Annotated in this window: 24 protein-coding genes; 8 read left to right on the forward strand and 16 right to left on the reverse strand. The window is 69.7% G+C overall.

The features are described 5' to 3' along the window. Window positions 1-39: 39 nt before the first annotated feature. Window positions 40-921: a metallophosphoesterase family protein gene (locus tag IPK71_10640; GenBank protein MBK8214192.1), complete on the forward strand. Its 882-nt coding sequence runs from the start codon at window positions 40-42 to the stop codon at window positions 919-921. 361 nt (window positions 922-1,282) lie between these two features. On the opposite strand, the gene IPK71_10645 is transcribed toward IPK71_10640, so the two are convergent. Beyond that, window positions 1,283-2,053: a hypothetical protein gene (locus IPK71_10645; GenBank protein MBK8214193.1), complete on the reverse strand. Its 771-nt coding sequence runs from the start codon at window positions 2,051-2,053 to the stop codon at window positions 1,283-1,285. Window positions 2,054-2,064: 11 nt separating this feature from the next. Continuing rightward, window positions 2,065-2,391: a hypothetical protein gene (locus tag IPK71_10650; GenBank protein MBK8214194.1), complete on the reverse strand. Its 327-nt coding sequence runs from the start codon at window positions 2,389-2,391 to the stop codon at window positions 2,065-2,067. Between the two features lie 62 nt (window positions 2,392-2,453). Between IPK71_10650 and IPK71_10655 the strand changes: the two genes are divergently transcribed. Then, window positions 2,454-2,735, forward strand: coding sequence for a DUF2277 domain-containing protein (locus IPK71_10655; protein ID MBK8214195.1), 282 nt, complete (start codon window positions 2,454-2,456; stop codon window positions 2,733-2,735). A 14-nt stretch (window positions 2,736-2,749) separates the two neighbouring features. On the opposite strand, the gene IPK71_10660 is transcribed toward IPK71_10655, so the two are convergent. The 8 genes from IPK71_10660 to IPK71_10695 form a co-directional block, all read right to left on the reverse strand. Continuing rightward, window positions 2,750-4,621: a beta-lactamase family protein gene (locus tag IPK71_10660; GenBank protein MBK8214196.1), complete on the reverse strand. Its 1,872-nt coding sequence runs from the start codon at window positions 4,619-4,621 to the stop codon at window positions 2,750-2,752. Beyond that, the gene (locus tag IPK71_10665) at window positions 4,602-5,390 is read right to left on the reverse strand and encodes a 1-acyl-sn-glycerol-3-phosphate acyltransferase (protein MBK8214197.1); all 789 of its coding nucleotides are present in this window, start codon (window positions 5,388-5,390) and stop codon (window positions 4,602-4,604) included. The genes IPK71_10660 and IPK71_10665 overlap by 20 nt, the downstream gene beginning before the upstream one ends. Window positions 5,391-5,430: 40 nt before the next feature. Then, window positions 5,431-6,456 carry a zinc-binding dehydrogenase gene (locus tag IPK71_10670; GenBank protein ID MBK8214198.1) on the reverse strand — a complete coding sequence of 342 codons (1,026 nt, stop codon included), beginning with the start codon at window positions 6,454-6,456 and terminating at the stop codon, window positions 5,431-5,433. Window positions 6,457-6,547: 91 nt separating this feature from the next. Further along, complete coding sequence (locus tag IPK71_10675) at window positions 6,548-7,336, reverse strand: ferritin-like domain-containing protein (GenBank protein MBK8214199.1); 789 nt, start codon at window positions 7,334-7,336, stop codon at window positions 6,548-6,550. Window positions 7,337-7,406: 70 nt separating this feature from the next. Beyond that, window positions 7,407-7,982: a TetR/AcrR family transcriptional regulator gene (locus IPK71_10680; GenBank protein ID MBK8214200.1), complete on the reverse strand. Its 576-nt coding sequence runs from the start codon at window positions 7,980-7,982 to the stop codon at window positions 7,407-7,409. A gap of 246 nt (window positions 7,983-8,228) precedes the next feature. Further along, entirely contained in the window at window positions 8,229-9,596 is a 1,368-nt protein-coding gene (gene hflX, locus IPK71_10685) for a GTPase HflX (protein MBK8214201.1), read from the reverse strand. 61 nt (window positions 9,597-9,657) lie between these two features. Continuing rightward, the gene (locus IPK71_10690) at window positions 9,658-9,996 is read right to left on the reverse strand and encodes a cytochrome c (protein MBK8214202.1); all 339 of its coding nucleotides are present in this window, start codon (window positions 9,994-9,996) and stop codon (window positions 9,658-9,660) included. Window positions 9,997-10,029: 33 nt separating this feature from the next. Further along, window positions 10,030-10,344, reverse strand: a complete 315-nt coding sequence (locus IPK71_10695; protein ID MBK8214203.1) for a hypothetical protein — start codon at window positions 10,342-10,344, stop codon at window positions 10,030-10,032. Window positions 10,345-10,622: 278 nt separating this feature from the next. Here IPK71_10695 and IPK71_10700 point away from each other — a divergent pair, with 278 nt between their 5' ends. Both IPK71_10700 and IPK71_10705 read left to right on the forward strand, forming a co-directional pair. After that, complete coding sequence (locus tag IPK71_10700) at window positions 10,623-13,010, forward strand: DUF1588 domain-containing protein (protein MBK8214204.1); 2,388 nt, start codon at window positions 10,623-10,625, stop codon at window positions 13,008-13,010. 14 nt (window positions 13,011-13,024) lie between these two features. Then, window positions 13,025-14,416 carry a DUF1501 domain-containing protein gene (locus IPK71_10705; GenBank protein ID MBK8214205.1) on the forward strand — a complete coding sequence of 464 codons (1,392 nt, stop codon included), beginning with the start codon at window positions 13,025-13,027 and terminating at the stop codon, window positions 14,414-14,416. 66 nt (window positions 14,417-14,482) lie between these two features. On the opposite strand, the gene IPK71_10710 is transcribed toward IPK71_10705, so the two are convergent. Together IPK71_10710 and IPK71_10715 are read right to left on the reverse strand one after the other, a co-directional pair. Then, on the reverse strand, window positions 14,483-15,850 hold the full coding sequence (locus tag IPK71_10710; protein ID MBK8214206.1) for a 3-deoxy-7-phosphoheptulonate synthase: 1,368 nt from the start codon (window positions 15,848-15,850) through the stop codon (window positions 14,483-14,485). A gap of 58 nt (window positions 15,851-15,908) precedes the next feature. Continuing rightward, complete coding sequence (locus tag IPK71_10715; GenBank protein MBK8214207.1) at window positions 15,909-16,583, reverse strand: hypothetical protein; 675 nt, start codon at window positions 16,581-16,583, stop codon at window positions 15,909-15,911. Between the two features lie 192 nt (window positions 16,584-16,775). On the opposite strand from IPK71_10715, the gene IPK71_10720 reads away from it, so the two are divergent. Then, window positions 16,776-17,627 carry a purine-nucleoside phosphorylase gene (locus tag IPK71_10720; protein MBK8214208.1) on the forward strand — a complete coding sequence of 284 codons (852 nt, stop codon included), beginning with the start codon at window positions 16,776-16,778 and terminating at the stop codon, window positions 17,625-17,627. Between the two features lie 44 nt (window positions 17,628-17,671). Beyond that, complete coding sequence (gene cdd / locus IPK71_10725; GenBank protein ID MBK8214209.1) at window positions 17,672-18,136, forward strand: cytidine deaminase; 465 nt, start codon at window positions 17,672-17,674, stop codon at window positions 18,134-18,136. On the opposite strand, the gene IPK71_10730 is transcribed toward cdd, so the two are convergent. Together IPK71_10730 and IPK71_10735 are read right to left on the reverse strand one after the other, a co-directional pair. Then, entirely contained in the window at window positions 18,100-19,206 is a 1,107-nt protein-coding gene (locus tag IPK71_10730) for a PEGA domain-containing protein (GenBank protein MBK8214210.1), read from the reverse strand. The two genes, cdd and IPK71_10730, sit on opposite strands and share 37 nt — an antisense overlap. A gap of 104 nt (window positions 19,207-19,310) precedes the next feature. Further along, window positions 19,311-20,738, reverse strand: a complete 1,428-nt coding sequence (locus IPK71_10735) for a serine/threonine protein kinase (GenBank protein ID MBK8214211.1) — start codon at window positions 20,736-20,738, stop codon at window positions 19,311-19,313. A gap of 95 nt (window positions 20,739-20,833) precedes the next feature. Between IPK71_10735 and IPK71_10740 the strand changes: the two genes are divergently transcribed. Then, window positions 20,834-21,844 (forward strand): alpha/beta hydrolase family protein, encoded by a 1,011-nt coding sequence (locus IPK71_10740; GenBank protein ID MBK8214212.1) that lies wholly within the window; start codon window positions 20,834-20,836, stop codon window positions 21,842-21,844. Window positions 21,845-21,859: 15 nt separating this feature from the next. On the opposite strand, the gene IPK71_10745 is transcribed toward IPK71_10740, so the two are convergent. Then, window positions 21,860-22,717: an OmpA family protein gene (locus IPK71_10745; protein ID MBK8214213.1), complete on the reverse strand. Its 858-nt coding sequence runs from the start codon at window positions 22,715-22,717 to the stop codon at window positions 21,860-21,862. Next, window positions 22,714-23,076: a DUF4398 domain-containing protein gene (locus IPK71_10750; GenBank protein MBK8214214.1), complete on the reverse strand. Its 363-nt coding sequence runs from the start codon at window positions 23,074-23,076 to the stop codon at window positions 22,714-22,716. The genes IPK71_10745 and IPK71_10750 overlap by 4 nt, the downstream gene beginning before the upstream one ends. Window positions 23,077-23,221: 145 nt before the next feature. Between IPK71_10750 and IPK71_10755 the strand changes: the two genes are divergently transcribed. Continuing rightward, a complete protein-coding gene (locus IPK71_10755) occupies window positions 23,222-25,672 on the forward strand; it encodes a DEAD/DEAH box helicase (GenBank protein ID MBK8214215.1) in 2,451 nt (816 codons plus the stop codon). The last annotated feature ends 289 nt before the right edge of the window (window positions 25,673-25,961 follow it).

Consider the following 25,961-nt stretch of genomic DNA (forward strand, 5'->3'; position numbering starts at 1 on the left):
TTCCGTGAGCCGAAATGCTCGCGCCGCGTCCGTACGCGTGTGAGCTCTCTTCGTCTCCTCTCGGGCGGCCGTGGCAAAGGGTACAGCCCATTTCGGGGCGCGCTCGAGTCGGCGCTGGGGCTCGTGTACACGCGGGATTGGCCGGCGCGGCTCTGGGGGCTCGTGCCGGGCGCCTGCCGCGTCGAGACACGCACCGTGCGCGCGGCCCTCTTGCCTCGCGGGTCGGCGCCGATGCGCATCGGGTTCGTGTCCGATCTGCACCTCGGCCCCACCACGCCCATGCCTCTGCTCGAAGCGGCCTTCGACGAGCTCGCGCGCGCCCAGCTCGACGCGCTCCTCCTCGGGGGAGACTACGTCTTCCTCGACGCGACGCCCGAGAAGGCCCACGCGCTGCAAAGGCTCGTCTCTCGTGTGCCCGCGCGCCACAAAATCGCCGTGCTCGGGAACCACGATCTCTGGACCGATCACGGGCTCGTCGAAGAGGCCCTCGCCGCGGCCGGGGCCACCGTGCTCGTCAACGACGCCGCGTGGCTCGGCGGAGACACGATCGGCGTAGTCGGGCTCGACGATCCGTGGACCGGCACACTCGACGCCGAGCGAGCCTTTCGCATCGCGCTCGGCCCCGCCCCCGAGGCGCTCGTGGTGCTCTGCCACTCACCGGATGGTCTCCCCGCGGCGCGCGAGGCCCACGCCGAGCTCGCGCCCGATCTGCCGTGCCTCTACTTGTGCGGGCACACCCACGGGGGCCAAGTGAGCACGCCGCTAGGCCCGCTCATCGTGCCCGGAAGATACGGAAAGCGTTACCCTTTTGGCCACCACGAGCACGAGGGCTTGCCCCTCTTCGTCTCGCGCGGCGTGGGCGCCACCGAGCTACCCGTGCGCACCTACGCGCCCCCCGAGGTGGTGATGGTGGAGCTCTGACGAGCCCCGCCTCTCGTCTCCCCTCTCGCCCGTGCCCGTGCCCGTGCCCGTGCCCGGCGATGGCCGTCTCCCGTTTCCCGTCTGCCGTTTCCCCTCTCGCCCGTGCCCGTGCCCGTGCCCGTGCCCGTGCCCGGCGTCCGTGTGACGATCCGCGCCGAGTCTAAGCTCCCGTGCACCCTGCACGCTCTTTCCACGACGCTTCGTTCGAAGGCGAACGAACGCGCGCATCGGGCACGTGAAGAGGGAGAAGGAGATCGAGCACGGGCACGGGCACGGGCACGGGCACGTGGAGAAGGAGAACGGCGATCGGGCACGGGCACGGGCACGGGCACGTGAAGAGCCGAACCGCGCGCGAGAACCCCTACTTACAACTCTTGCTTGCGTCCCGCGTGCACTCGTGCGGGCCGAGGCTCATGCACTTCTTGAACGCCTCTTGGCTCGGGCACACGTAAAACGCGCCGTTGATGCAGCACGTGATCGTCTGGCTGCCCTGCGTCGACGAGTGATTCAGGTTGATGCCCCCGGCCGGGAGCTGCGGCAGCGGGATCGGGATCACCGGCTGGATCACGATGGGCGGCTGGCCAGGCGCGGGCTGCGGTTGACCGGGAGCGGGCGCCTGCGGCTGCTGCGCGGCCTGCGCGTTCGCTTGGGCCTGCGCCGTTTTGTGCTGCTCGAGGAGGAGCTGGTACTCGCGCTCGCGTTTCGCCGTCTCGGCGGCCTCTTTGGCGGGCACGAGCAGCTCTTCGCCGATGCGGGCACGGAGGCCCTTCACCCAGCCGGCCCAGTGATCGTCGACGAGCACCTCGCCGGCGGGGCCGGGCTTCGTCTTGAGGCCCGAGCTCTTCACGTAACGCACGACGTACTGCGTGCCCGAGTACTCGATGTCGACGTCGAGGGTGATGTCGCCCTTGTCGAGGCGCGCCGAGATCTTGCCGGGCTCCTCGCCGAGGGCCGAAAATCGCCGGCTCTGCATGGCCCGCACGATGGCCGCGCGCACCTCGGCGGGCGACTCGGACTTGGCGATGAGCACGGGCTCGGCCGCCTTGGTCGACGTGAACGTCGCCCCTCCACAGGCCACGAAGGCGAGGGCGACGGCGAGGGGGCCAGCGAACCGCGAAGCGCGAAAGCTCATGGGCAACCGATCTACCAGAAGGCGCCCGCGATGGGCACCTTCGGAGAGCGGCGGCTAGGTCGGGTGACGGGCAGCGTCGGGGCGAACGGCAGGGCGAGGCTCCGCAAATAGCCCTCGTGGCGCTCGACGAAGTCGACGTATGCCTCTTCGGCAGCTCTCTCTTCGGCGGTGGGCCGTCGTTGGCTCTCGCCGAGGGGAGAGCAGAAGAGCACTCGCGTCGATGGCCGGTGTTTGACGAAGAGGTGAAGCTCGCCGTGCTCGCGATCGAGGAACGCCCCCGTGAAGGCCAACGTCGCGGCCGAGAGCACGGCCAGACCCGCGGCGATCCAACCGCCCATGCCCTACGGAACGCGCGGCCGCCACGCGCGATTCCGCGCGCCCCTGAGGTACGCTTCGCGGCATGTGCAGGAACATCCGCGTGCTCCATCACTTCCAGCCGCCCACGACCGAAGCAGAGATCCGCGCGGCCGCGCTCCAGTACGTGCGCAAGGTGAGCGGCCAGGCCAAGGCCCCGGCCGGGCACGACGCCGCGTTCGAGGCCGCGGTGGTCGCCGTCGCGCGCGCCACGAGTGAGCTGCTCGCCGTGCTCCCGTCACGTGGGGCCCCGCGCACCCGCGAGGGCGAGATCGAGAAGGCCCGCGAGAAGTGGAAGAAGCGCGAGGCGAGGATCGTGGCGAAATAGGCCGGATCGCGCGCTCAGTCCCACGTGCGCACGAAGAGCGCGCCGTGCACGGCGAGGTGCACCGACACCGCCGAGAGCGCCGCGATCACGGCCACACGGGAAGCGAGCTCGCGTCGCGTGAGCCTCCTGCGAGAAGACACGGTCGAAAGCGCGGTGACAGCGGTCGCGACGGGCACGAGCGTCGTCCCGAGGAGAATCGCGAACGCGTGCGGGCCCAGCACCCCGAGGCGTGAGGCGTCGGCGAGAGCGAGCGCGCCGAGGGCCCCCCCGAGAGAGCCCGTGGCCAAGACCGGGGCGAGCCGCGTGAGCTCGGGGAAAACGAGCTTGCGCGCACGAGCCGTGAAGACGAGCGCGCGCACGACCGAAGCGAGCGCGTCGAGCACGAGCACCCCGAGGGCGAGCATGACGAGCCCCCGCGCGACGAGGCTCGGCCAGCCGACCTTCACCATCGCCACCTCGGCGCTCTCGAGGGCCCCGTCGTCCCTCGCGACGAGCGTGACCGCGTGCCCACCGTCGCGCACGAACGTGCCTCGCTCTCGTCCCGGGTGAAAGGCCCCCTCGGCCGGAGCCCGCGCGACGAGACCACGCAACGTGAGCGTGCGACCTTCCCACGACGCACGCACGAGACCGCGCAGTGAAGCGAGCGCCCGGAGCCGCTCGAAGCGAAGGCTCTTGGGCTCGTAAATGCCCGAAAGGGATTGGAAATCGCCGGGGTTCGCGGGCGCCTCCGGGGCCGCCTTCGAAGGCACGGCGAGGGCCGCGCGGACGAGCTTCGTGGCTTCGTCGAGGGTGTCGTCGTCGTCGTTCGAGAGCGCGACGAAGTACCCGACGCCGTTCGCGCGCGACACGAAGAGCTCCGCGGCGACACCGGGCAAGCCTCCACGATGGCCGCGGTAGACGACCCCGTCGACGACCTTGGCCTGCGACGCGAGCCCGTACGCCGTGACGAGGCCCGCACGTGCACCCGGAGTGGTCTCGCCGCGCTCCATGCGCTCGAGCGACGCCTCGCCGAGGAGCGGCGCGCCGTCCCGAGCGTGGCCGGTCAGCAGGAACCCGGCGAGGCGCGCCATGTCGTCGGCGGAAGCGGCGAGTCCTGCCGAAGGGCGGTACGCGACGTCGCCGAGGGGGAGGGGAGCGCCGCGCATCGAGAAGGCCTGCGCGGCGGTGCGCGAGGGCGTGAACGTGGCCGTGTGCATGCCGAGCGGGACGAAGAAGCGCGACGCGACGAAGTCCTCGTACCGTGTGTGCGACGTGGCCTCGACGAGCGCCGCCGCGACCGTCGCACCGCTATTTTCATAGGCCGCGAAGCTCCCCGGGGCCCACCGCGAGACACGCGCGCGAGTGTCCCTCGCGAGGAGCGAGAGGAGCGGCTCGTCCGGGTCGCCCTTCGCGACGAACCACGGGGGCCGGAGATCGTCCCAGCCCGTCGTGCCCTCGAGCAGGTGCACGACACGCACGGGCGCAGAGGCCTCCCAAGGGTTCTCGAAGCGGAGGCCCGGGAGGCGAGACGCGACCGTGTCCGAGAGGGAGAGCTCCCCTCGCTCCGAGAGCGTGAGCACCGACAGCGCGACGAGCACCTTGGAGATCGAGGCGACCCGAAACGGGGTGTCGCGTGTCGCCGCCTTCGACCGCGTGGCGTCGGCGTGACCGAACGCGGTGACGAGGCGCGGGCCATGGCGATCGACGAGCGCGACCGACGCGGCGGGGACGTGACGCGAGGCGAAGAGGGCATCGAGCTCGTGCACGAGCGTGTCGAGCGCGTCGCTCGAGCCTGGGGCCACGCTCACGACGTCGGCCCGCGACGTGCGAGGCGCGAGGGCGAGCGCCACGAACGCCGCCGCGGCCCCGAAGCGCAAAAGCCCGTAACTACGAGGACGTTTGCCCATCGAGGCGCACCCTTGCCTCGCGCACGAGAGCGGCGACACTGGCGCGTGTCCGCTCGCGGAACGCGTCGATCGACTCGCCTTCCGTCGGCACGAGGGGCTCTCCAATCCCCACACCGACCCGCGTGCGTTTCGTGTCGGCGAGGCGCGCCATGTGAGCGAGGAACGACTCGTCGCCGAAGCCCTCGCCTTCGCCCGGGTACACGAGGCCCACGGGCACGACGGGCACCTCGGCGCGCATGGCCGCGGCGAACGCTCCGGCCTTGAACGGGCGCACCTCGTCGTCGACGAACGTCGTGCCCTCGGGGAACACGGAGATCGTGTCGCGGGCCTCGAGGCGCTCGACCATGGCGCGCACGGCCTGCTCGCCGCTCGCGCGATCCCCTCGCTCGACGAAGATGGTGCCGGCGGCGCGCGCCCCTGGGCCAATGACGGGCCACGTGGCCAGGTCGGCGCGGCTCAAGACGGCGCCCCCGAAGAGCGAGAGCAGCACGGCGATGTCGATGACCGACCTATGGTTCGCGACGACCACGCGGCCACGCGCGCCCACGCCTCGATGGCCCACCTCTCCGCCGTGCACATCGAGTCTCACGCCGAAGAGGTCGAGCAGCCCCGAGGCCCACGCGTGGGTGATGCGATCGCGCGTCTCGTACCGGTTTTTCTCGGGCGCGAGGGCCATCGCGGCGGCGAGGCTCCCCCCGCACGCCGCCGTGAGGGCCAAGAGCGCCGCCCCACGAACGGCGCGCCGCGGGATCGCACGAGGGTCCACCATGAGCGGAGCGTAGCGTGATTTCCTCACGCCGCGGAGCGGGTCAGTCCCCTCGGACGACGAGCACGACCTTGCCGATGTTCTTGCGGTCGTGGATGTACTGGTGCGCGGCCGGGCCCTCTTCGAGAGGGAACGTCTTGCCCACGACGGGCTTCACGACGCCGTCGGCCATGAGCTTCGTGATGGGCTTCGCCACACGCTCGAGGTGCCCTTGGTCGTCCCAGAGCTTGAGCAGGTTCACGCCGCACACGCTCTTCGACTCTTGCATGAGCGGGAGCGCGCCGTAGCTCGGCGTCGTCACCCACATCTTGGCCGCCGCGAAGAGGTCGCGTGTGTTGCCCGTCGACACCGAGCTCGCCCCGTAGACGACGAGCCTCCCCCCGGCGCGGAGCAGCGCGTAGCTCTCACGGAAGCCCGCGCCCGCGCGCGAGTCGAGCACCACATCGACGCCGTGGCCCTTCGAGAAGTCACGAATTTTCCGGGCAAGATCCGGGTCTTGCCCGTCGAGCGGCAGGTCGACGCCGTGCTCGCGGAGGGCCGCGTGTTTGCCGGGCGAAGCCGTGCCCACGACCTTCGCGCCGCGGGCTTTGGCGATCTGCACGGCGGCGAGGCCGACGCCTCCTGCGGCCCCGTGGATGACGCAGATCTCGCCCTCTTCGATGCTGCCCTGCTTCACCACGGCCTCGTACGCGGTGCCCGCGACGACGGGGATCGCCGCACCTTCGGCGTAGCTCATGGTCTCGGGGAGCGGGATGAGGTCGCGGGCCTTGGCGAGGGCGAGCTCCGCGTACCCGCCGAAGCGCGTCGGGGCCATCACGCGTGTGCCGACGAGCTTCGTGTCGCCGCCGGGGCCCACCGAGTCGACGATGCCCGCGACCTCGTAGCCCACCACGCACGGCGGCTTGGGAGCGTCGGGGTAGAGCCCGAGCCTCGCCTGGAGATCGGCGAAGTTCACGCCGGCCGCGTGCACGCGGATGACGACCTCTCCGGCGGAGGCCTTCGGCTCGGGGCGATCCTCGATGCGGAGGACGTCGGGGGCACCGTGGCGTGTGAGGACGAGAGCGCGCATGAAAAATAGACCTTTCGTAGAGCCTGAATCGACGAACAGAAAAGCTTCGGTCGTCTTGGGCCGGGACCCAAAACCAGGAGGTGGGGCCCGCTTAGCCCGTGGGGCGGAGGACGGAGTCCTCCGGTGACGAGCGTGCGTCGCGCGCGGCGAAGGGGGTGGGGCGCCTCGCGTCGACGACCTTGCCGACACGGAGCAGAGAACGAAACCCGAGCGCCTCGAGCGGCGAGAGGTCGGCATAGCCACGGTCGAGCACCCACGCGAGGCCCGCGCGGCTGTTCTCGGCGAAACACTCGGACTCGACGGCGCGCATCTCGGCGAGCGTCGACCTTCGCACGGCTTCGGAGGGCGCGTACCGCCGCGAGATCGCGTGGCAGTACTTGAGGTGGCGCTCCTCGTCGCGCTGCACGCGGTCGAAGAGGGCGGCCGTCTCGGGCTCGACGTCACGGAAGACGCGGGAAAATAGCGGGAACTGCGTGCACGCGCGCTCCTCGACGACCTGGAGCACGAGGTAGGCGTCCATCACGTCGCGCCTCGTGTGCACGCCCCTCGCGAAGAACCCCCCGAGCTTGCGATCGATGCGATCGACCACGCGGAGGTGCGTGGGGGCAGGCCCGATGTCGACGCCCTGCGCGTCCCGCCGCTCCGTGAAGGCACGCGCGTGCTCCACCTCGTCGGCCGCGTGCCTCGCGATGAACCTGCGGAGCTCCGGATCGTCGACGAGCGCGAGGGCCGAGTCGAAGATCGTCGACTCTCCGTTCGACTCCGCGTCGGCCACCTGGTTCAAGAGGTGTGCGCGGCCGCGAGGCGTGGCGACGAGGCGAGCGAGGAACGTGCGTTGGAGTGTCTCGACGAGCATGGGCACCTCCGGAAGCGTGAACATGTGACTGGTTTGGTTTTCTGGTCATCGAAGGGCGCGAGAGAACGCGCGGCGACCGTCGCCGGCGTCGCTCTCACGGTGCGGTGGGGAGCGGGCCCTTCGTGTCGGGGTTGCGGAGGCCGTTCAGCACGAGGTCGAGCCCCGCGCGGATGCGCCGCGACAGGTCGAAGCTCGTGCGGTACTGGCGGAAGACGAGGGTCGACAGGTTCAAGTCTTGGAGGAGGATGGCCGTCTCGTGCACGTCGATGTCGCGGCGGAAGCGCCCCTGCGCGATGCCGAGCTCGATGATCTCTTCGACGTTCTTTCGGCCGAGGGCGCGGAGCTCTTCGAACTCCTTCATCCATCGGGGCAAGAGCTCGGCGTACTTGCCCTCGAACAGCTCGAGCACGAGCGGGCGTTTGCCGACCTCTTCGATGTTCTCGAGGGCGACCTGAAGGAGGAGCTCGTCGGCCGGTTTGCGAGGGTCGATGAGGCGCGCGCACTTGGCCGTCCACTCGCGGATCTCTCGGTGGACCGCCTGGTAGAAGAGGTCTTCTTTGCTCTCGCAGGCGAGGTACACGGTGCCCTTCGCCACGCCGGCGCTCTTGGCGATCTCGTCCACCGAGGCCTTTCGAAAGCCCCGCTGCGCGAACGCCTTCGCCGCCGCCACGAGTATGCAGTCCCGCTTCGCCTGCTCCAAAGTGACCAGAACTCTGGATCCGGTCAGTCGCCGGGTCAAGCCCGCTGACAAAAATCGCGCCCCGCCCTCCGCTCTTCCCCGTGCCCGTGCCCGTGCCCGCCCCCGCGCCCGCCCGCGCCCTCCGCTCTCCCCCGTGCCCGTGCCCGTGCCCGTGCCCGTGCCCGTGCCCCCCGTCGTGCCCGTGCCCGCCCCCGCTCTCCCCCGTGCCCGCACCCCCTAGTGCGCGCGCTTGTGCTTCTCCAGCCGGTTCAGCGTGTCGGCGTCGCCACGGACGCGCACGTGCACGCCGTCCTCGAGGTAGTCCTGCGAGAGCACCCGCGCGTTCTCATGCAGCTCGGCCACGCGGGACTGCTCCGAGTACGGCACCACGTACGCGCGCTCCTCGTAGCGATCCTCGAAGAACTGCACGATGGCCTTTCGCACCGTGTCGACGCCCTCGGGCGAGTGGGCCGACACGAGCAGCGCGCCCGGAAATTCTCGTAGCAGAGCCTTCTTCGCGTCGTCGTCGAGGCGGTCGGCCTTGTTGAGCACGAGGCGGCTCGGGACCTCGGTGGCGCCGATCTCGGCGAGCACCTCGCGCGTGACCTCGTACTGGCTGCGGAACGTGGGATCCGAGCCGTCGACCACGTGGAGGAGGAGCGAGGCCTCGAGCGCCTCGTCGAGCGTCGACTTGAACGACGCGACGAGATCGTGCGGGAGCTTCTTGATGAAGCCCACCGTGTCGGACACCAAAATGCGCGGCTTGGCCTCGGGGTGGAGCGCGCGGATCGTGGTGTCGAGCGTGGCGAAGAGCTTGTCCTCGACGTACACCTCGGAGCCCGTGAGGGCCCGCATCAAGGACGATTTCCCGGCGTTCGTGTACCCGACGAGGGCCACGCGGCGCGCGTCGCGGCGGTGGGCGCGGCGGTTGTCTTGGTCCTTCTGGACGCGCTCGAGCTCTTCGCGGAGCTCGGCGATGCGATCGCGGATCTTGCGGCGATCGAGCTCGAGGGCCGCCTCACCCGCGCCTCGGCCGGCCTGACGCTCCTTCCCCGAGGGGGACTCGCGGAGCCGCGGCGCCGTGTACGAGAGGCGCGCGATCTCGACCTGGAGCTTGGCCTCGCGGCTCTTCGCGTGGCGATGAAAAATCTCGACGATGACACCGGTGCGATCGAGGACCTGCACGCCGGTCGCGCGCTCGAGGTTCCGTGCCTGGCTCGGCGTGATGTCGTGGTCCACCGCCACGAGCTCGACCTTGGGCTCGGGGGTCTCGCCGTCGTCGTCGTCCTCGTCGTCGTGCTCGGAGCCTTCGCCGTCCTCGGTCTCCCGTCGGAGGCGCGCCTTGTCCTTATTGCGGGGCACGGTCGTGCCGGTGTGGCCCGAGCCGCCCGTGAGCTCGGCGAGCTCGTGGAGCTTTCCTTCGCCGAGCACCGCGGCGGGCGACAGGTTCTCACGCCGCTGCGTGACCCGCGCCACGGTGTCGTAGCCGAGGGTTCGGACGAGCCGGCCGAGCTCGTCGAGGCTCGCCTCGTGGTCGACGTCGGTCACGTCGGGGAGGTGCACGGAGACGAGGATCGCTCGCCCGAGCGAAGATTTTACGGTCACGCGGAGGTCTCTCGATCAGGGGAAGCGCGGCCCCACGAGCCGCGCCGTTCCCCAGGGAAAATCAGCGCTTGGTCGTGAGCCAGAGGTAGTCGGCCTTGAGGTCCGCGTCCGAGATTTGCGACGCGCTGTAGGCCGTCATGGTGCCTCGGGGGCTGCCCGCGCGCACGAACGCGATGAACGCCGCCTCGTCCTTCGAGCCGGGGATCTTCGGGAACTGGCCGGAGCCGAGGCCCGTGGCGCCGTGGCAGCGCGCGCAGTTGTTCTGGTAGGCCTGCGAGAGGCCGCTCGTCGTGCTGCCGGCGTCTCCCGTGGTGTCGTCGGAGCTGCAGCCCGAGAGAGCGAACATGAGGGCGGCGCCAGCGCCGGCCACGAGCGCGGCGATCGTGCGTGATTGGAACATTGGGTCTACCTCGTAAGCCCCCCGAGAAGATGGTCAGCCGCCGGTGGCGGCGTCGGCCGGTGCCGAGTCGGGCACGCTAGCATCGACGGGCGGGCTCGTGTCACGCCCGGCGTCCATGGGCGGGGGAGGTGTGGGCGGGATCCCCGAGTCCCGAGGGCCACCGGCCCCAGGCGGGAGCGGGGCCTGAGCCGCCGCTTCGACGGGCTCGTAGGCCGGAGGGAGCGGGACGCCGTTCGCGTTCGCGTCTTCGTCGTCGGAGCTGCAGGCAAGGAAAAGAAGCGAGAGCGGGACCAAGGTGACGCTCGCGAAGGCCGCGAGCCGCCCCCACCGCGGAGTGCCGGTCGACATGCGACGACCATAACAGCATCACGCGAAGCGGTCGACCAACCGACCGAAAACGCGTGGTCCAAGGTAGGCGCGCCATCGCCTCGGACCGAAGGCCGACAAGGTGGGAGCGGTCGCACCCGGGGCGAGACACTCGCACCGAAATTCGCCCATCCTTCCGAAGGTTTCTTGACCGAACGGCACCTACCCCGTTCCATGAACGTCCCGGAGGCCGAATGGTCCACTTGAAGAATTTTGGTAGTCGCGCACGCGCTCGTGCCCTGTCCGTCGGAGGTATCGCCTTGGCGGCGCTCACGATGGGCCCCACCACCACGGGCTGCGGCAGCGACGAAGAAGGCAGCGGCTCGGCGTGCGTGAGCACCCGCGAGTACTTCACGACGCAGGTCTACGGAAAGGCCATGCAGTCGTGCGCGGGGTGCCACTCGGCCGGCGGCGTCGCCGAGCAGCAGGGCGCCAAATTCAAGATGTACCGCGAGACGTATCCCGACTTCGTGTCGGCGAACATCAACGCCATTCGCGAGTACGCCGACATCCAGGTGCGCGACCAGCCGCTCATCTTGGTGAAGCCGCTCGGCGAGCGCTCGCACGGCGGCGGCGCGGTCTTCGCGAAGGACTCGGAGGAGTACAAGATCCTCGAGAAGTTCGTGACGGACATGCGCGAGGGCAACGTCACCGAGTGCGAATCGACCGACAAGCTCCAGGTCGAGCTGCTCCCCCTCCGCGAGACGGCCCGCAAGGCCGCGATCACGCTCGCCGGCCGCTTCCCCACGGACGAAGAGCTCGGCAACGCCTCGAGCGAGCTCGGGTTCGACACGTTCGTCATCGGCCTCACCCGTGAAGAGGCGTTCTACGACCGCCTGCGCGAGATCTGGAACGACGCGCTCCTCACCGAGCGTGGCATCGACGCGGGCCAGGGCTCCATCTACGACAACGGCCCCGAGCTCTACGACGACCGCCACCCGGCCTACACCACCACGAACCGCCAGTGGGCTTCGGCGTCGATCACCGAAGAGCCCATGCGGTTCATCGAGTACGTGGTCCGCAACGACCTCCCGTTCTCGGACGTGGTCGCCGGAAACTACATCGTCGCCAACCCCTACACGGCGAAGCTCTACGGCGTCCCCCACGACAAACCCATCGCGCCCGAGAGCTTCCTCGACTGGAAGCGCATCGACTTCTCGCCGGTCCAGAACTCGACGAGCCGCGAGGGCGCCCAGAAGACCACGGGCGTGCCCGCCGCCGGCGTGCTCACGACGCCCGCGTTCTTGAACCGCTGGGAGACCACCCCCACGAACAAGGGCCGCAAGCGCGCCCGCATCGTGCTCAAGAACTTCCTCGCGACGGACATCTTCAAGTTCGCGCAGCGCCCGGTCGACTCGACGGCCCTCACGTCGGTCCAGAACCCCACGAGCAACTCGGCGATGTGCAGCGTCTGCCACAAGGTGATCGACCCGATCGCCGGCGGCTTCCGCGGCTTCAACGAGCAGACGCTCACGCGCTTCGACCCGGCCGACAAGTGGCACGACGACATGCTGCCGCCCGGGTTCAACACGACGCAGATGCCGCCCGAGAACTACGGCAACGCGGCCATGTGGCTCGGCGCGCAGATCCCGCGTGATCCGCGCTTCGGCGTCTCGATCGCGCAGGTCATGTACCAGGGCATCATCGGCGACGAGCCGCTCGCGTTCCCCCAAGACAAGGGCGCGCCCGACTACGACGACCGCGTGAAGGCCTTCAACGAGCAGAACGACTGGTTCGTGAAGGTCGGCGCGCAGTTCGTCGCGAACAAGTTCGACCTCCGCAAGCTCGTCGTGTCGATCGTGCGGAGCGCGTACTTCCGCGCCAAGTCGGGCGACACCACGAAAGACGGCCTCCACGCCGGCCTCGGCCAGGGTCGCCTCCTCACCCCCGAGATGCTCGGGCGTAAATACAAGGCCACGACGGGCCTCTACTTCTTCCAGAACGAAGCGGCCCGCAAGGACGAGTCCCGCGCGCGCGACGGTTACCTCCGGAGCGACTTCGTCGAGGACGCCGAGTGGCGCCTCGTGTACGGCGGCATCGACTCGGGCGACGTGACCAAGCGCACCGACACCATGAGCCCCATCATGGTGGCGACCTCGCAGTACTCGGGCGCGCTCGTCGCGTGTCGCGCCACGAGCTACGACTTCACGAAGCCGCAGGGCGCGCGCCGCCTCTTCCGCAACGTGGAGATGAACACCGTGCCCTTCACGCCCCGCGCGAACGCCGACGCCCCGCTCGTCGCCGTGCCCGAGGCCGAGGGCAAGATCCGGCAGAACATCGCGTACCTCTTCTTCCGCCTGCTCGGCGAGACGGTCGACCCGAACGGCCCCGAGGCGTCGCGCGCGTACTCGCTCTTCGTCGACGTCTGGAAGGACCTCGAAGAGTCCGACCTGAAGGGCGGCGGGAACAACAAGGGCATCGGCTCCGGCCGCTGCATCGCCGAGAACGACTGGGACAAGGGCACGAAGTTCGAGCCCGACCAGAACGGGAACGTACGCGCCGTGTTCGAGAAGCTCCGCCCTCGCCCCGACGCGAAGACGCCCTACGAGCCCGGGATGCGCCTCGACCGCGACGACAACTTCACGGTTCGTTCGTGGCAGGCCGTCGTCACGTACCTCTTGACCGACTACCGCTTTACCCACGAGTGAAGAAAGTACCCACTATGGAACGCCGCAATTTTCTCAAGTTGGTGGGCCTCACGGGCATCTCTCTCCTCGCACCGTGGGGGTCGTCGTCGCAGGCCACGGCCGCCGAGACCACGTGGGGAGGCCCGTACTTTCTCCACATGCACGCGGGCGGAGGGTGGGACCCGACGCTCCTCTGCGACGCCAAGCTCACCGCCGAGGGCACGGCCCCGGCGTACGAGAACCGCCTCGTCACCGCCGTCGGCGACGTGAACGGGATCCCGGTGCCCACGGCCACGGCGCAGGGAAAATTCCTGCTCACCGCCAACGGCAACCCCATCGAGGATCCGCAGCACTTCTTCCAGACCGTGGGCCGTGACGTGCTCGTCGTGAACGGCGTCGACACGCAGACGAACAACCACGACACCGGCGTGCAAGCGCTCGCGTGTGGCCACAACGACGTCGAGCTCCCGGCCCTGGCCGCGCTCTTCGCCGGGCACATCGCGAAGGACCGTCAGGTCCCCATGGCGTTCCTCGCGAGTGGCTATTACAACCGCACCGGGGACGTGGTCGGTATCTCCCGTTTCCCGGGAAATAAGGTCGATCTCCTCGCCGATCCCTTCAAGGGCGGCGAAGAGCGCGGCCTCCTCACCGAGGTGGGTCAGAAGCGCATCTTGGCCCTCCGGAACGAGCGTATGGCCGCCCTCGAGGCCCAAGCCACGCTCCCGCGCGAGAAGCGCACGCTCCTCGCCATGAAAGACGCGACCCGCAGCGGCGACGCGATCAACCTCTTGAAGAGCGTCTCGCAAGGTCCGCCCCCTCCGATCGACGGCCTCGCCAACGATCTCCCGCCCGACGCACGCGCGTACCTCACGGGCGTGCAGAACGGCGTCGCGCGCTTCGTCGACATCGGCCGCCCCCTCGAGACGATCCTCCGCTGCTTCCAGGCGGGCATCTCGATCTCGGCCACGTGGGCCCAGGGCGGCTTCGACACCCACGCCCAGCACGACACCTCGCAGACGGCCGCGATGGCCACGTTCCTCGCGCGCTACCGCTACGTGCTCCTCCGCGCCGCCCAGCTCGGCATCAAGGACAAGCTCTACGTCGTCGTCACGAGCGATTTCGGCCGCACGCCGAAGTACAACACGGGCGCCGGCAAGGACCACTGGAACGTCACGTCGGTGCTGCTCTCGGGCCCCGGCATCCGCGGCGGTCGCGCGATCGGCAAGACCGACGAGGGCCACAAGGCCATGCGCGTCGCCAAGAACGACGTGAACCAAGCGCTCCCCGACACCGACATGAAGGGCTCGCGCATCCACCCGTCGCAGATCCACCGTGAGCTCCGCCGCGTGCTCGGGGTCGACAAGGCGTCGTTCGCGGGCCAGTTCCCGCTCCCGGCCACGCACGAGCCGCTCCCGATCCTCGGCTGAGCCCTCGTCGCTCGTTGCACCTCTCGAAGCCCGCGCTCCTCTCACGAAGGGCGCGGGTTTCGCGTCTCATGGGGCGAGGAACGACGGCCTTGCGCGCTTCGCGAGCTTGCGGGCGATGAGGAACGCCATCTCGAGGGCCTGACGGTAGTTGAGCCTCGGGTCGCACACGCTCGCGTAGTTCTGGTCGAGGTCCTCTTCGCGCAGGCCGCCGCCGATGCACTCGGTCACGTCTTCTCCCGTGAGCTCGAAGTGCACCCCGCCGAGGTGCGTGCCTTGGCCCTCGAGCACGTCGAAGGTGAGCTCGACCTCGCGCTTGATGTCGCCAAAATCCCGAGTCTTTACGCCGCTCGAGGTGGTGATCGTGTTGCCGTGCATGGGGTCGCACACGAAGAGCACGTGCCGCCCCTCGCGCCCCACGGCCGCGGCGAGCTTGGGGAGCTTCTTCTCGACCTCGGCCGCGCCCATGCGTGTGATGGCGACGAGCTTGCCCTTGGAGTTGTACGGGTCGAGGCGATCGAAGAGGCGGAGGGCGTCGTCCGGGTCGACCTTGGGCCCGAGCTTGACGCCCACGGTGTTGGAGATGCCGCGGAAGAACTCGACGTGAGCGCCCCCGAGCGCGCGTGTGCGCTCGCCGATCCACGGCATGTGGGTCGTCAGATCGTAGTGGCCGTTGCGGCGAGGCACCTTGCGGGTCTGCGCGGACTCGTAGCGGAGGTTCAGCCCCTCGTGGCTCGTGAAGAACTCGACCCGGGTGAGCTCGTCGACCGTGCGCTCCCCGAGCGCCTCCATGAAGCGAATGGCCTCGGCGAGCTGGCGCGACATACGCAAATAGTCGTTCCGAAGGTCGTCCGAGAGGTCGGCCCGCGAGAGGAACCTCATGTCCCACTGCTCGGGGTGGTGCAGATCGGCGAACCCGCCCGCCGAGAGCGACCGGATGAAGTTCAGCGTCATCGCCGAGTGCGTGTACCCTGCAAGCATGGCCTGCGGATCGGCGCGCCGCGCCTCGGGCGTGAAGGCCGAGCGGTTCACGAGGTCGCCGAAGTAGCTCGTGAGCGTCTGACCGTCGCGCACCTCTTCGGGGGAGCTTCGTGGCTTCGCGTACTGGCCGGCGAACCGCCCGACGCGAATCACGGGCTTTTTCGCCCCGTGCACGAGCACGAGGGACATTTGGAGCAAGATCTTCAGCTTGTTCGTGATGATCCCGGGGCGGCAGTCGTCGAGCGTCTCGGCGCAGTCGCCCCCTTGGAGCAAGAAGCGGCGGTCGTCCTGCGCCTCGGCCACGAGCGATTTCAAGCGCTCCACCTCCCACGACGTGACGAGCGGGGGCAGCTCACGGAGGCGCTTCTCGACCTCGTCGAGGGCGGCCGGATCTTCGTAGGGGACGTCTTGTTCGAGCGGGAAGTTCCTCCAGCTCTCGGGGCTCCATGCGCTCACGGCGAAGTCCCATAGCCCGAACGCGTGGTTCGGATCGACAACTACCTCGTGCCCACGCTCACGTGGCGCGCGCGCGTTTGCGCTCGAGGAGCTGCGCGAGGTGCGGCGGGAGCGGACGCTCGGCGACCTCGTCGGGCGACGCCTCGGCGTGGAGCTCGCCGATGCGGAGCGCGGCCTTCGCGAGCAGCGCGGCCTGCGCGAGCGACGCGACCGCGTAAGCCCCCGTGAAGAGCGCGAGCTTCACGAAGCCTTCGTCCTTGGAGAGGACCGCCGCGGCGGTGGCGAGACCAAGGATGAGGACGTTGAGCGCGGCCGAGGCCTTGGCAGCGCGGAGCCCCTCGAAATAGGCCGCACGATCCCCGCGGAGCACCGCGATGCCCGCGCTCCAAAGGAGCGCCGCGATGACGAGCCCCGGGATGGAGGTGACCCCGACGCCGCCCGCGAAGAGCCCCACGACGGCCCACGCCGCGCCGGGCAGAAACATCGCCCCGAAGACGAAACACGAGGCCGCCGCCCACCGCACCACGGCAGGCGCCCTCTCGAGGTGAGCCGTGACGACCGCCCCGCCCGAGCGATACGCCGAGCTCTCGACGGGCTGCGCGGGGAGGGCGATCGCCTGCCAGTGGCCGCGGAGCTCGCGCTCACGCTTGAAATAGAGGGGGATCGCCGCGGCCGGCGCGAGGTGGAGGCCCGCGAACGCCGTGAGGAGCATCGTGCCGACGAGGTCGTACATGGGGAGACCTGAGACGCCCTTTCTTCCACCAGGTTCCCACCGACGCGCCATCTTCACGAGGAGCGGGTCGGGGGAGGACCCACCCTCGAGTCTTAGGGGTGAACGCCCTCTTCGCAAGCTCCCTACGCCCCGAGCCGGGGAGCTATTCCGGCGATTCCCGACTCGCGCGTCGCGTGTATGCTCGTCTCTTCCATGAGCGAACCTTCCCTCCTCGCCCGCATCGACGAAACCGCCTCGAAAGCCCGTGAAATCGCGTCGCGCGGGGGCTCCTTCACGCCTCCCGCCGTGGGCCTCGTGCTCGGCTCGGGCCTCGGTGGCTTCGCCGACACGCTCGACGGGTTGGTCAAGGTTCCTTACCATGAGCTCCCGCACCTCCCGGTGTCGAAGGTCGTCGGGCACTCGGGCAACCTCTGCTTCGGCTCCGTCGGCGGCGTCCCTGTCGTGTGCATGCAGGGCCGCGTGCACCTCTACGAGGGGCACGGGGTCGCGTCGGTGGTGCATGGCGCACGCACCATGGCTCGCCTCGGCGTCGGCGCGGTGCTCGTCACCAACGCGGCTGGCGGCATCGGCGACGGGTACGCCCCCGGCGACCTCATGGTGATCTCCGATCACTTGAACCTCACCGGGCAGAACCCGCTCGTCGGCCCGAACGACGACGCGCTCGGCGTGCGCTTCCCCGACATGTCCACGGCCTACGATCCCGGGCTCCGCGCGGCCGCGCACGAGGTGGCCAAGGCCGCCGGGTTCACGCTCCAAGAGGGCGTGTACGCGGGCCTGCTCGGCCCCACCTACGAGACCCCCGCCGAGATCCGCATGCTCCGCACGATGGGCGCGCACGCCGTGGGCATGAGCACCGTGGTCGAGACGATCGCGCTCCGCCACATGAAGGTGAAGGTGGGCGCGCTCTCGTGCATCACGAACCTCGCCGCGGGCATCTCGAAGACCGAGCTCGATCACGCCGAGGTCGAAGAGACGGCGAGGGCCGCACGCGACAAGCTCGTCGCGCTCCTCCGCGGCTGGATCGTCGCGGCGGGGCGCCCGTGAAGCGAGTGGCCACGAAGGCGAAGCGTGCGACCCCGGCCGACCCGATGGACGCGCTCGTGCGCGAGGCTCTGGTCGCGCAGGGGCGTGCGTACGCGCCGTACTCCAAGTTCCACGTGGGCGCCGCGCTCCTCACGAAGAGCGGCAAGGTCTTTCTCGGCTGCAACGTCGAGAACGCGTCGTACCCCGTGGGCATCTGCGCCGAGCGTACGGCGATCGTCGCCATGGTGGCTGCGGGAGAGCGCGAGCCCGTCGCCCTCGCGATCGTCACCCCTGGAAAACGTGGCGGCTCGCCGTGTGGGCTCTGCCGGCAAACGCTGGGCGAGTTCGCTCGTGATCTTCCCATCGCGCTCGTCGGAGTCGAGGGAGGCAAGCTCGCCCGGCGCGACACGAACATCTCGGCGCTCCTCCCGGACGCGTTCGACTTCGAGGCCGCGCACGACCCGAGGCTCGCCGCGAAGGCCCCACGATCGCCTCAAAAAAAGCGCAAACCGAAGCCGATCGGTGCATAGAGCACGCGATTTTCGTTCGTCGGGTTCGCGAAGTAGTACCCGATGCTCGCCGTGATCATCCACTGGCCGTAGGGCTGCGTGGCCACGGCGAAGCCGAGGTCGAACGTGGGCGAGAAGACCACGTTGGTCGCGAGCTTCTTGTCGTTCGTGCACGCCTGCGCCTGCCCGCCGAGGAGCCCCAAGCCCGCCCACGCCCAGTCGAGCACGCGGAAGTTGATGGCGGGCCCCATCGACAAGAAGTTCGAGCCCGCGAAGCTCCCGCACTCGGAGCCGATCGCGCCGAGCGCGCGCACGACGATCTCGGCGCGCCGTGTGAACGCGTACCCGCCCTCGACCGAGAACCCGATCGACGCGCCCGAGGCCGACGCGTTCTGCGGGCCCGTGTCGGCCTTGAAGAACGCGTAGGGCACGGCCACGAAGTGCGCGCCGAACACGAAGCCCTCGGGGTGCGGCCCCTCTTGGGGCTTCGGCGGGAGCTCGGGCTCGGGCACCTTGGGCGGGGGTGGGCGCACCTCCCCCGGCTTCGTCGGGGGCCTCACGAAGCCGACCACCTCGAGCTTGCCCGCGGCCGCACGCACGTCGCGCTCGTCCCGAAAGCCGTCGCCCTCGACCACCACGTGGTGCGCGCCGGTCGTCACGAGCAGCGTCGTGGGGGTGCGCTCTTCGAGGGCCGTGCCGTCGACGTACACGCGCATCCCCGGCGGATCACTCTCGACCTTGAGCTTACCGGACCGCGATTTCAGCTGCGCGGCGGCCACGGCGGCGGCGGTCGAGAGCTCTCCGCGCTCGCCCTCTTCGGCGATGTAGCGCTCGTACCCGTCGACCGCGGCCTGCACGTGCCCGAGCTTCTCGTCGCAGAGGGCGAGGTTGTAGACGATGACGGGGGCATGGTGCGCGCGCTCGGCCTCGGCGAACTTCTCGCGCGCGGCGACGTAGTCGGCCTCTTGATAGAGCTTCACGCCGGCCTGAAAGAGCGCTCGAGCCTCGCCCACGTCGCCCGCCCGGGCTGGGCCGGAGAAGGCCAACAGCGCGACCGAGATCACGAAACCCCCGAGCGAGAGACGTCTCACTGCTCACCACGCTACCAGCCCGGCCGGCGCGCCTCCCAGAAAATCCGCCGCCCTGCCGGGGCGCGGATGGTCGAAAAACGCAATGGCTACGGACGTTTAGGCGCCTAAAAATCGGTCGCGAGGGGCCGCTCGCAGCGCCCTCCCTGCCACACGAGGCCCTTCGCGCAGCAGTGCCCGAGGGACTCGACCTGCCCCGCCTCGCATTTCACCTTGGCCGAGGCCGCGCCGCTGGCCGAGGCGGGAGGTTGAGGCGCGACCTTGGGCGGGGCCGACGGAGGCGCGGACGCCGAAGGTTTGGGCTCGAGCTCGACCGATGGCTCGGGCTTCGGCGGCGGACGGTACACGTCGGGCGCGGTGGGGAGGGGAGGCACCGTGCCCGGCGGAGGGACCGCGGGAGGGGGAGACGCGCGGAGGACCACGACCACCGTGACGAGCGCCCCGAGCGCGCCGCTCCCGAGCCCGATGAGCGCGTGACGACCGAACGCGGAGGGAGCGCGCTCGTCGCCGCTTCGCGAGGTGGGGCTCGAGGGCAATGTCTCGCGGCTCGAGGGGCTCGACGAAGGGTTCGAAATGCGTCCCTGTGGGCTCGACTCGCGTCCCGGGCTCGACACACGGGAGCCCGACCTGCGGGACGACGCGTTCGGCGGGGTCGAGGGGGCGCCCGGGAGCGTGACCTCGACGCCCATGCGGTGCCGATCGAGCGCCTCCATCATCTCGCGCGCCGAGGCGAAGCGGTCGTCTTTCTTGATCTCGAGGGCCCGGGCGACGATGGCGTCGAGGTCCTCCGGGATCTCTTCTCGCAGGGATTTTACCCTGGGAGCGCGCTCGCTCACGACCTTGGCCGCGGCGGCCGTGGCGCTCGTCGTGAGGTGCACGGGCCGGTCGGTGAGCATCTGGAAGAGCGTGGCGCCCACGGCCCACACGTCGGCGCGCCCGTCGACCTCTTTCTCGGCGAGGAACTGCTCGGGCGCCATGTAGAGCGGCGTGCCCACGATCGCGCCCGACTGGGTGAGGCTCGCCTCGTCGGTCTCGGCGAATTTGGCCACGCCGAAGTCGAGCACCTTGACGTGGTTCGTGCCGTCGGCCGCCTTGGTGAGGAAGACGTTGGCCGGCTTGATGTCCCGATGAACGATGCCGGCCTTGTGGGCGCAGTCGAGGGCCGAGAGCATCTCGATGGCGACGTCGACCGCCTGCTCCGGGGCCATTCTGCCGGCCTCGAGCGCCTCGAAGAGCGACTGCCCGCGGAGCAGCTCCATCACCATGAACGGCGCCGCGTCGTCGGTCTCGCCCACGTCGAACACGGCCACCACGTTCGGGTGCTCGATCTTCGCCGCGGCCTGCGCCTCTTTGCGGAAGCGGGCGCGCGTGGGCTCGTCGTGGAAGGCCTCGGAGCGGAGCACCTTGATGGCGAAGCGCTTGCCGACGCCCTCGTGGAGACCTTCGTAGACCGTGCCCATCCCTCCCGTCCCGAGCAGGCTCTCGAGCCGGTACTTTCCGGCGAGCAGGGATCCTACGCGGTCTTTCGGGTCCATCGGCGAGCCCCAAGCATAGAGGTGCGCGCCGGTTCCGCGAAGGCTTTCTGGCCCGGGCTCGACCGCCGCCCGCGGTGTGGTAGGTCCGGTGGCCGATGCCGACGTCGTTCGCCCACTCCCTGCTCGACCGCCTCGTCGCGCGTCTCGCGCGGAAGGGCAAGCTCTTCGCCGAGGGCTTCGGGGACGTCGAGGCGCTCCGGCGGGTCTCGGCCGAGATCCGCGACTACACACCCGAGCGCGACGTGGGCACGCCTACGGTGCGATGGGAGCCGAACGACAAGCGATTTCTCGGGGTGCGCGTGCGTCGTGGCTCGTTCGAGTCGCCCCTCGCACGCCTCCTGCCGCCCGAGGCGCGTCGCGCGGTCGTCGAGCTGGTGCTCCCGGAGAGGCCGCGGGGCGTGTGCCTCCTCTTGGCCGCCACGGCCGAGGAAGGGTTCGCGCGGCGGCGCCTCTTCGCCCGCCACCTCGTGTCCGCCGGCATCGGCACGCTCGCCCTCGAGAGCCCTCTTTACGGCGCGCGAAGGCCCGCGGGGCAGGTCGGCCCGCGCATTCGCACGGTGCTCGAGCACGTGTCGTTGAACCTCGCCACGGTCGACGAGGGCCGCGCCCTGCTCCGTTACCTGCGCGCCGAGGTGACCCCGAACGTGGGCGTGAGCGGCTTCAGCCAAGGTGGGTTCATGGGCGGCTTCGTCGCGGCGCTCTCGCGCTTCCCGCTCGCCGCCGTGCTCCGCGGCGCGGGAGACTCGGCCGTGCCCGTGTTCACACGCGACGCCCTCACGCGCGTGGTCGACTGGCCCGCCCTCGTGCGCGAGGCCGGGAGCCTGCACGCCGCGAAGAGCCTCTTCGAAGAGGCCCTCGCGCCCGTCCGCATCAGCCGGCACCCGATCCCCGTGCTGCCCGAGGCGGCCATCCTCGTGTACGGCCGGCATGACGCGTTCGTCGTGCGCCACGAGACCGAGGCCCTGTCGCGCTATTGGAAGGGCTCCGAGCTCCGCGAGCGCGAGGCCGGCCACGTGAGCCAGGCGCTCTTCCACAGATCGTCCCACGCGCGGGCGGTGCTCGACGCCTTCGAACGGCTCGAACGTGCCGCCGCACGCGGGGCGTAAGTTCTCTAAACTGTTCTACTTTTCGACCACGATCTCCACGCGGCGGTTGGTCGCGCGGCCGTCGTTTTGGGCATTCGAGGCGATGGGCCGGGTCTCTCCGACGCCCTCGGTGCGGACGCGGTCCTTGGCCACGCCCTTCTTCACGAGGTAGGCGGCCACGGCGTCGGCGCGCGCCTTCGAGAGCGTCGCGTTGTGCGCGTGCGTGCCGGTGTTGTCGGTGTGGCCTTCGACGAGCAGGGTCGCCTTCGGGCTCTTCTGCTGGAGCACATCGACGAGCTCGTCCAGCTTCGTCTTGGCGGCGGGCGTGAGCGCCGCGCCGTTCGTCGCGAAGAGCACCGCGCCCGAGAACGTGATGACGAGACCACGAGGCTCGGCCCGCACGCTCGACGAGAGCTTCCGTAGAGCATTGAGCGCCGAGGCCTCTCGCTCTTCGGCCTCCTTTCGCGCGCGCTGGGCCTCTTCGGCCTCCTTCTTTCGCTTCTCGGCCTCGAGCCTCGCGGCCTCCGCGTCGGCGAGCGCGCGCGCCTCGCGATCCTTCACGCGCTTCTGGAGGTCCTCCTCGAGACCACGGAGCTCGCGCTCGAGCCGCGCCTTTCTGGCCATGGCCATGGCGCGTTGGGCCTTGCGGTCGGCCACGAAGCCGAGGCCGGCCACCTCGGGCTCGGCGCCGATCTCCTCGAACCGGTGCTCGGCCAAGAGCAGCGCGCGGTGGGCCTCTTCGAGCTCGAGGGGAGCGTCGTCCTTGGCTTCTCGTTTGGCCGTCACGTAGGTGCTGCGGGCGGTGGAGAGCTCCTTCGGAGGCGCGATCGGGGCGCACCCCGTGACGAGCGTGAGCCCGGCGAGCACGAGCCACGGCAAAGCTGCGCGGTTCATTTTCCGGTCTCCTTGGCGCCGTCCTTCGACGTCTCTTCGGCGAGCTTCTTCTTCACCTTCTCGACCGTGTCGGCCACGGCGCCCTCTTTGCCGAGCGCGTCGGCGAGATCGGCGTCGGCGTCGGCCCGGAGCAAGAGCTCACCGGCCTCGGCGTGCCGCCCCTTCTGGATGGCGACCTTGGCCCGCGCCACCGCCTCCTTCGAGCGCGAGAGCACCTCGGTGGCGGCGCGTGTGTCGCCCGCGCCGTCCTTTTCGGCAGCTTGGATTTTGGCCTCGGTGGCCTTCAAACGCTCGGTCGGGGGGGGCAGGGCGCCCGCGCAGCCTCCCGTGCAAGGAATGGACCAAAGAACGGCGACCACGGCGCCTAAGGCCGCCCATGGACGAGGAATGGAGCAATTTCGCGGAGATGGAAAACGGAGCATCAAGGGGGAGAGTACACGCATTTTGGAATCTCGTTTCTCGATGCATTCTACATTCGACATGGAAGGTGCGGATGTGATCTAAGTGCCGATTGTGACTGCCTACGACTCCGAGGCCCATCGCGCCTCCGAGCACTCCAAGCCCATCTCCTCCCCCCCTCCGGTGAGCGAGCTTCGCGTCCGAGCCCACGGCCAAGGTGCCCTCGCGTACGACACGCGGACGGCCACGAACGCCGTGCCCGTGCCTTGCCTGCACGTGTTCACGGACGACGTCGTCACGCACCGGACGAGCGGCCTCGTGTCTCGCTTCGAGACCACGAAGATGCCGCTCCTCGCCCTCTCGTTCGACTACGCGGGCACGATCGTCCCTGCGCTCGGGAACGACGAGGACGAAGAAGACGACACGAGCGGCGTGACGCGCGACGTCCGCGCCGAGATGCGCGCGCGCAGGCTCATCGAGGGCTTCGGGGCGCTCGATCTCTCGTGCCTCGAGGACATGGCCGCCGCCCCGGGTGTGCAGGCCGACTACCTCGTCGCCTGCGAGGGGACCGCCTCCGACTACTGCACCTTCCAAAGCGCCGTCGTCCCCCAGCTCCGAAAGCTCGGCTTCCGCGTGACGGTGGACGCCGCGCACGAGTGGAAGACCATCGAGCCCGAGCCCCGGTGGTACGCCGACATCGAGGAGATGGAGAAGAAGGAGCGCGATCCGAACCGCGAGGACTGGTTCGGCGTCGAGCTCGGCATCGAGCTGTCGGGTCAGCGGGTCTCGCTCTTGCCGGCCCTGCTCGATTTGCTCGAGAAATCCGCCAACGGCGACGGCCTCTTCGACCTCGCGCGGCGCGCAGGAAAGTGCGTGGCCGTGCCCGTCAAGGAGCACGTCTACCTCTCTTTGCCCACGGAGCGCCTCCGCTCGATCCTGCGTGTGCTCGCCGAGCTCTACGACGGAAAGCCCATTCAGAAGGGCGCGCTGCCCGTCCCCTCGGCCAAGCTCGGCGCGATGGAGCGCCTCGACGAGGTCTTCAAGAACGAAGAGCAGCTCGAGCTCCGCTTCACGGGCGGCGCACGCGACGCCTGGCGCGAGGCCGGTGCCATCGGTGAGCCCACGCCCGTCGAGCAGCCCGAGGGCCTCCGCGCCACGCTCCGCCCCTACCAGGTCTACGGCCTCTCGTGGCTCCAGCACCTCGTCGATCGCGGCGTCGGCGGTGTGCTCGCCGACGACATGGGCCTCGGCAAGACCCTCCAGACGATCAGCCATCTCGCGCTCCTCAAGCAGCGCGGCTTGCTCACGAAGCCGGCCATCATCGTGGCCCCCACGAGCCTCGTGAACAACTGGGCCCGCGAGGCCGCCAAGTTCGCCCCGCGCCTGCGTGTGCTCGCGATCCACGGCCCCGACCGCGCGCCCCTCTACGAGAAGCTCGACTCGACCGACGTCGTGGTCACAAGCTACCCGGTCGTCATCCGCGACGAAGAGAAGCTCGCCGAGACCGAGTTCTTCATCCTCGTGCTCGACGAGGCGCAGACCATCAAGAACGACAAGGGCCGCGCCCACGGCGCCGTGCGCGCCATCCGCACGGAGCACAGGCTCTGCCTCTCGGGCACGCCCGTCGAGAACCACCTCGGCGAGCTCTGGGCCCTCTCGGACTTCTTGAACCCGGGCCTCCTCGGGGACGAGCTCCACTTCGCGCGTTTCTATCGGTTTCCCATCGAGAAACAGCGAAACGCCGAGCGCCTCGAGACCCTGCGCGAAATTCTTTCACCCTACATCCTTCGGCGCACCAAGGCCGAGGTGGCCAAAGAGCTCCCCCCGAAGACCGAGCTCCACCGCCCCATCGAGCTCCGCGGCGATCAGCGCGAGCTCTACGAGAGCATCCGCGTCGCCGCGCACGCCGAGGTGCGGAAGCTCATCAAAAAGAAGGGCCTCTCGGCCTCGACCATCCCGATCCTCGGCGCGCTCACCAAGCTCCGCCAGCTCTGCTGCGATCCGCGCCTCGTCAACGTGAGCGGCTCGATCGCCAAAGAGTCGGCCAAGCTGCGCGTCTTCGACGACCTCACCACGCAGCTTCTCAAAGACGGCCATCGCGTCCTCGTGTTCTCGCAGTTCACGACGATGATCAGCATCCTCGAGGAGTCGCTCCGGGCCCGGAAAATCCCCTACACGACGCTCACCGGGAACACGGCCGATCGCCCCTTCGCGATCGGCAAGTTCGAGAAGGGCGAGGTCGACGTCTTCCTCATCAGCCTGCGCGCCGGCGGCACGGGCCTCACGCTCACGGGCGCCGACCAGGTCATCCACTACGATCCGTGGTGGAACCCCGCGGTCCAAGCCCAAGCGACCGACCGCGCCTACCGCATCGGCCAGTCGCGCCCGGTGTTCGTGCACCACCTCTACGTCGCGGGCAGCGTCGAGGAGCGCATGCTCCGGCTCCAGAGGAAGAAGCGCATCGTGGCCGACGCGATCCTGGGCGAAGGCGAGGGGAGCGCCGCCCTCACCGAAGACGACGTCGAGCTCCTGTTCGCCCCCCTCGGCGCGCGCTGAGGGCTTCGGTCGCGAAGACGCCCGTCCGCGACGGCGGCTCGCGGTCGCCCGTCGCGGCCGATTTTTCGGAGATTTGTCGCACCTTGCCCCACGTGCCCGCGGCAAGACACGAAGCGTAGAGCTCGTGTTCGCGAAACCGTTGCGTGGGCCGGATCGGGTTTCGAACGCGGTTGCGCAGCTCACGCGCCCCGTGTGACGTCGGTGCGCCGATCCTGCGGAATTTGCAGTGTGGCACCTCCCCTGCATTGCACGCGTCGACGCTCCGGCCCTCCGCGACGGCACTCTCGTC

The organism is Myxococcales bacterium, assembly GCA_016712525.1.
Lineage (GTDB): Bacteria > Myxococcota_A > Polyangia > Polyangiales > Polyangiaceae > JAAFHV01.

Coding starts and splice junctions, on each gene's coding strand:
- IPK71_10705 (MBK8214205.1), top strand. CDS start 13,025: ATGGAACGCCGCAATTTTCTCAAGTTGGTGGGCCTCACGGGCATCTCT.
- IPK71_10660 (MBK8214196.1), bottom strand. CDS start 4,621: ATGGGCAAACGTCCTCGTAGTTACGGGCTTTTGCGCTTCGGGGCCGCG.
- IPK71_10715 (MBK8214207.1), bottom strand. CDS start 16,583: ATGTACGACCTCGTCGGCACGATGCTCCTCACGGCGTTCGCGGGCCTC.
- IPK71_10740 (MBK8214212.1), top strand. CDS start 20,834: ATGCCGACGTCGTTCGCCCACTCCCTGCTCGACCGCCTCGTCGCGCGT.
- IPK71_10720 (MBK8214208.1), top strand. CDS start 16,776: ATGAGCGAACCTTCCCTCCTCGCCCGCATCGACGAAACCGCCTCGAAA.
- IPK71_10735 (MBK8214211.1), bottom strand. CDS start 20,738: ATGGACCCGAAAGACCGCGTAGGATCCCTGCTCGCCGGAAAGTACCGG.
- IPK71_10675 (MBK8214199.1), bottom strand. CDS start 7,336: ATGTTCACGCTTCCGGAGGTGCCCATGCTCGTCGAGACACTCCAACGC.
- IPK71_10665 (MBK8214197.1), bottom strand. CDS start 5,390: ATGGTGGACCCTCGTGCGATCCCGCGGCGCGCCGTTCGTGGGGCGGCG.
- IPK71_10655 (MBK8214195.1), top strand. CDS start 2,454: ATGTGCAGGAACATCCGCGTGCTCCATCACTTCCAGCCGCCCACGACC.
- cdd (MBK8214209.1), top strand. CDS start 17,672: ATGGACGCGCTCGTGCGCGAGGCTCTGGTCGCGCAGGGGCGTGCGTAC.
- IPK71_10645 (MBK8214193.1), bottom strand. CDS start 2,053: ATGAGCTTTCGCGCTTCGCGGTTCGCTGGCCCCCTCGCCGTCGCCCTC.
- IPK71_10670 (MBK8214198.1), bottom strand. CDS start 6,456: ATGCGCGCTCTCGTCCTCACACGCCACGGTGCCCCCGACGTCCTCCGC.
- IPK71_10745 (MBK8214213.1), bottom strand. CDS start 22,717: ATGAACCGCGCAGCTTTGCCGTGGCTCGTGCTCGCCGGGCTCACGCTC.
- IPK71_10650 (MBK8214194.1), bottom strand. CDS start 2,391: ATGGGCGGTTGGATCGCCGCGGGTCTGGCCGTGCTCTCGGCCGCGACG.
- IPK71_10695 (MBK8214203.1), bottom strand. CDS start 10,344: ATGTCGACCGGCACTCCGCGGTGGGGGCGGCTCGCGGCCTTCGCGAGC.
- IPK71_10690 (MBK8214202.1), bottom strand. CDS start 9,996: ATGTTCCAATCACGCACGATCGCCGCGCTCGTGGCCGGCGCTGGCGCC.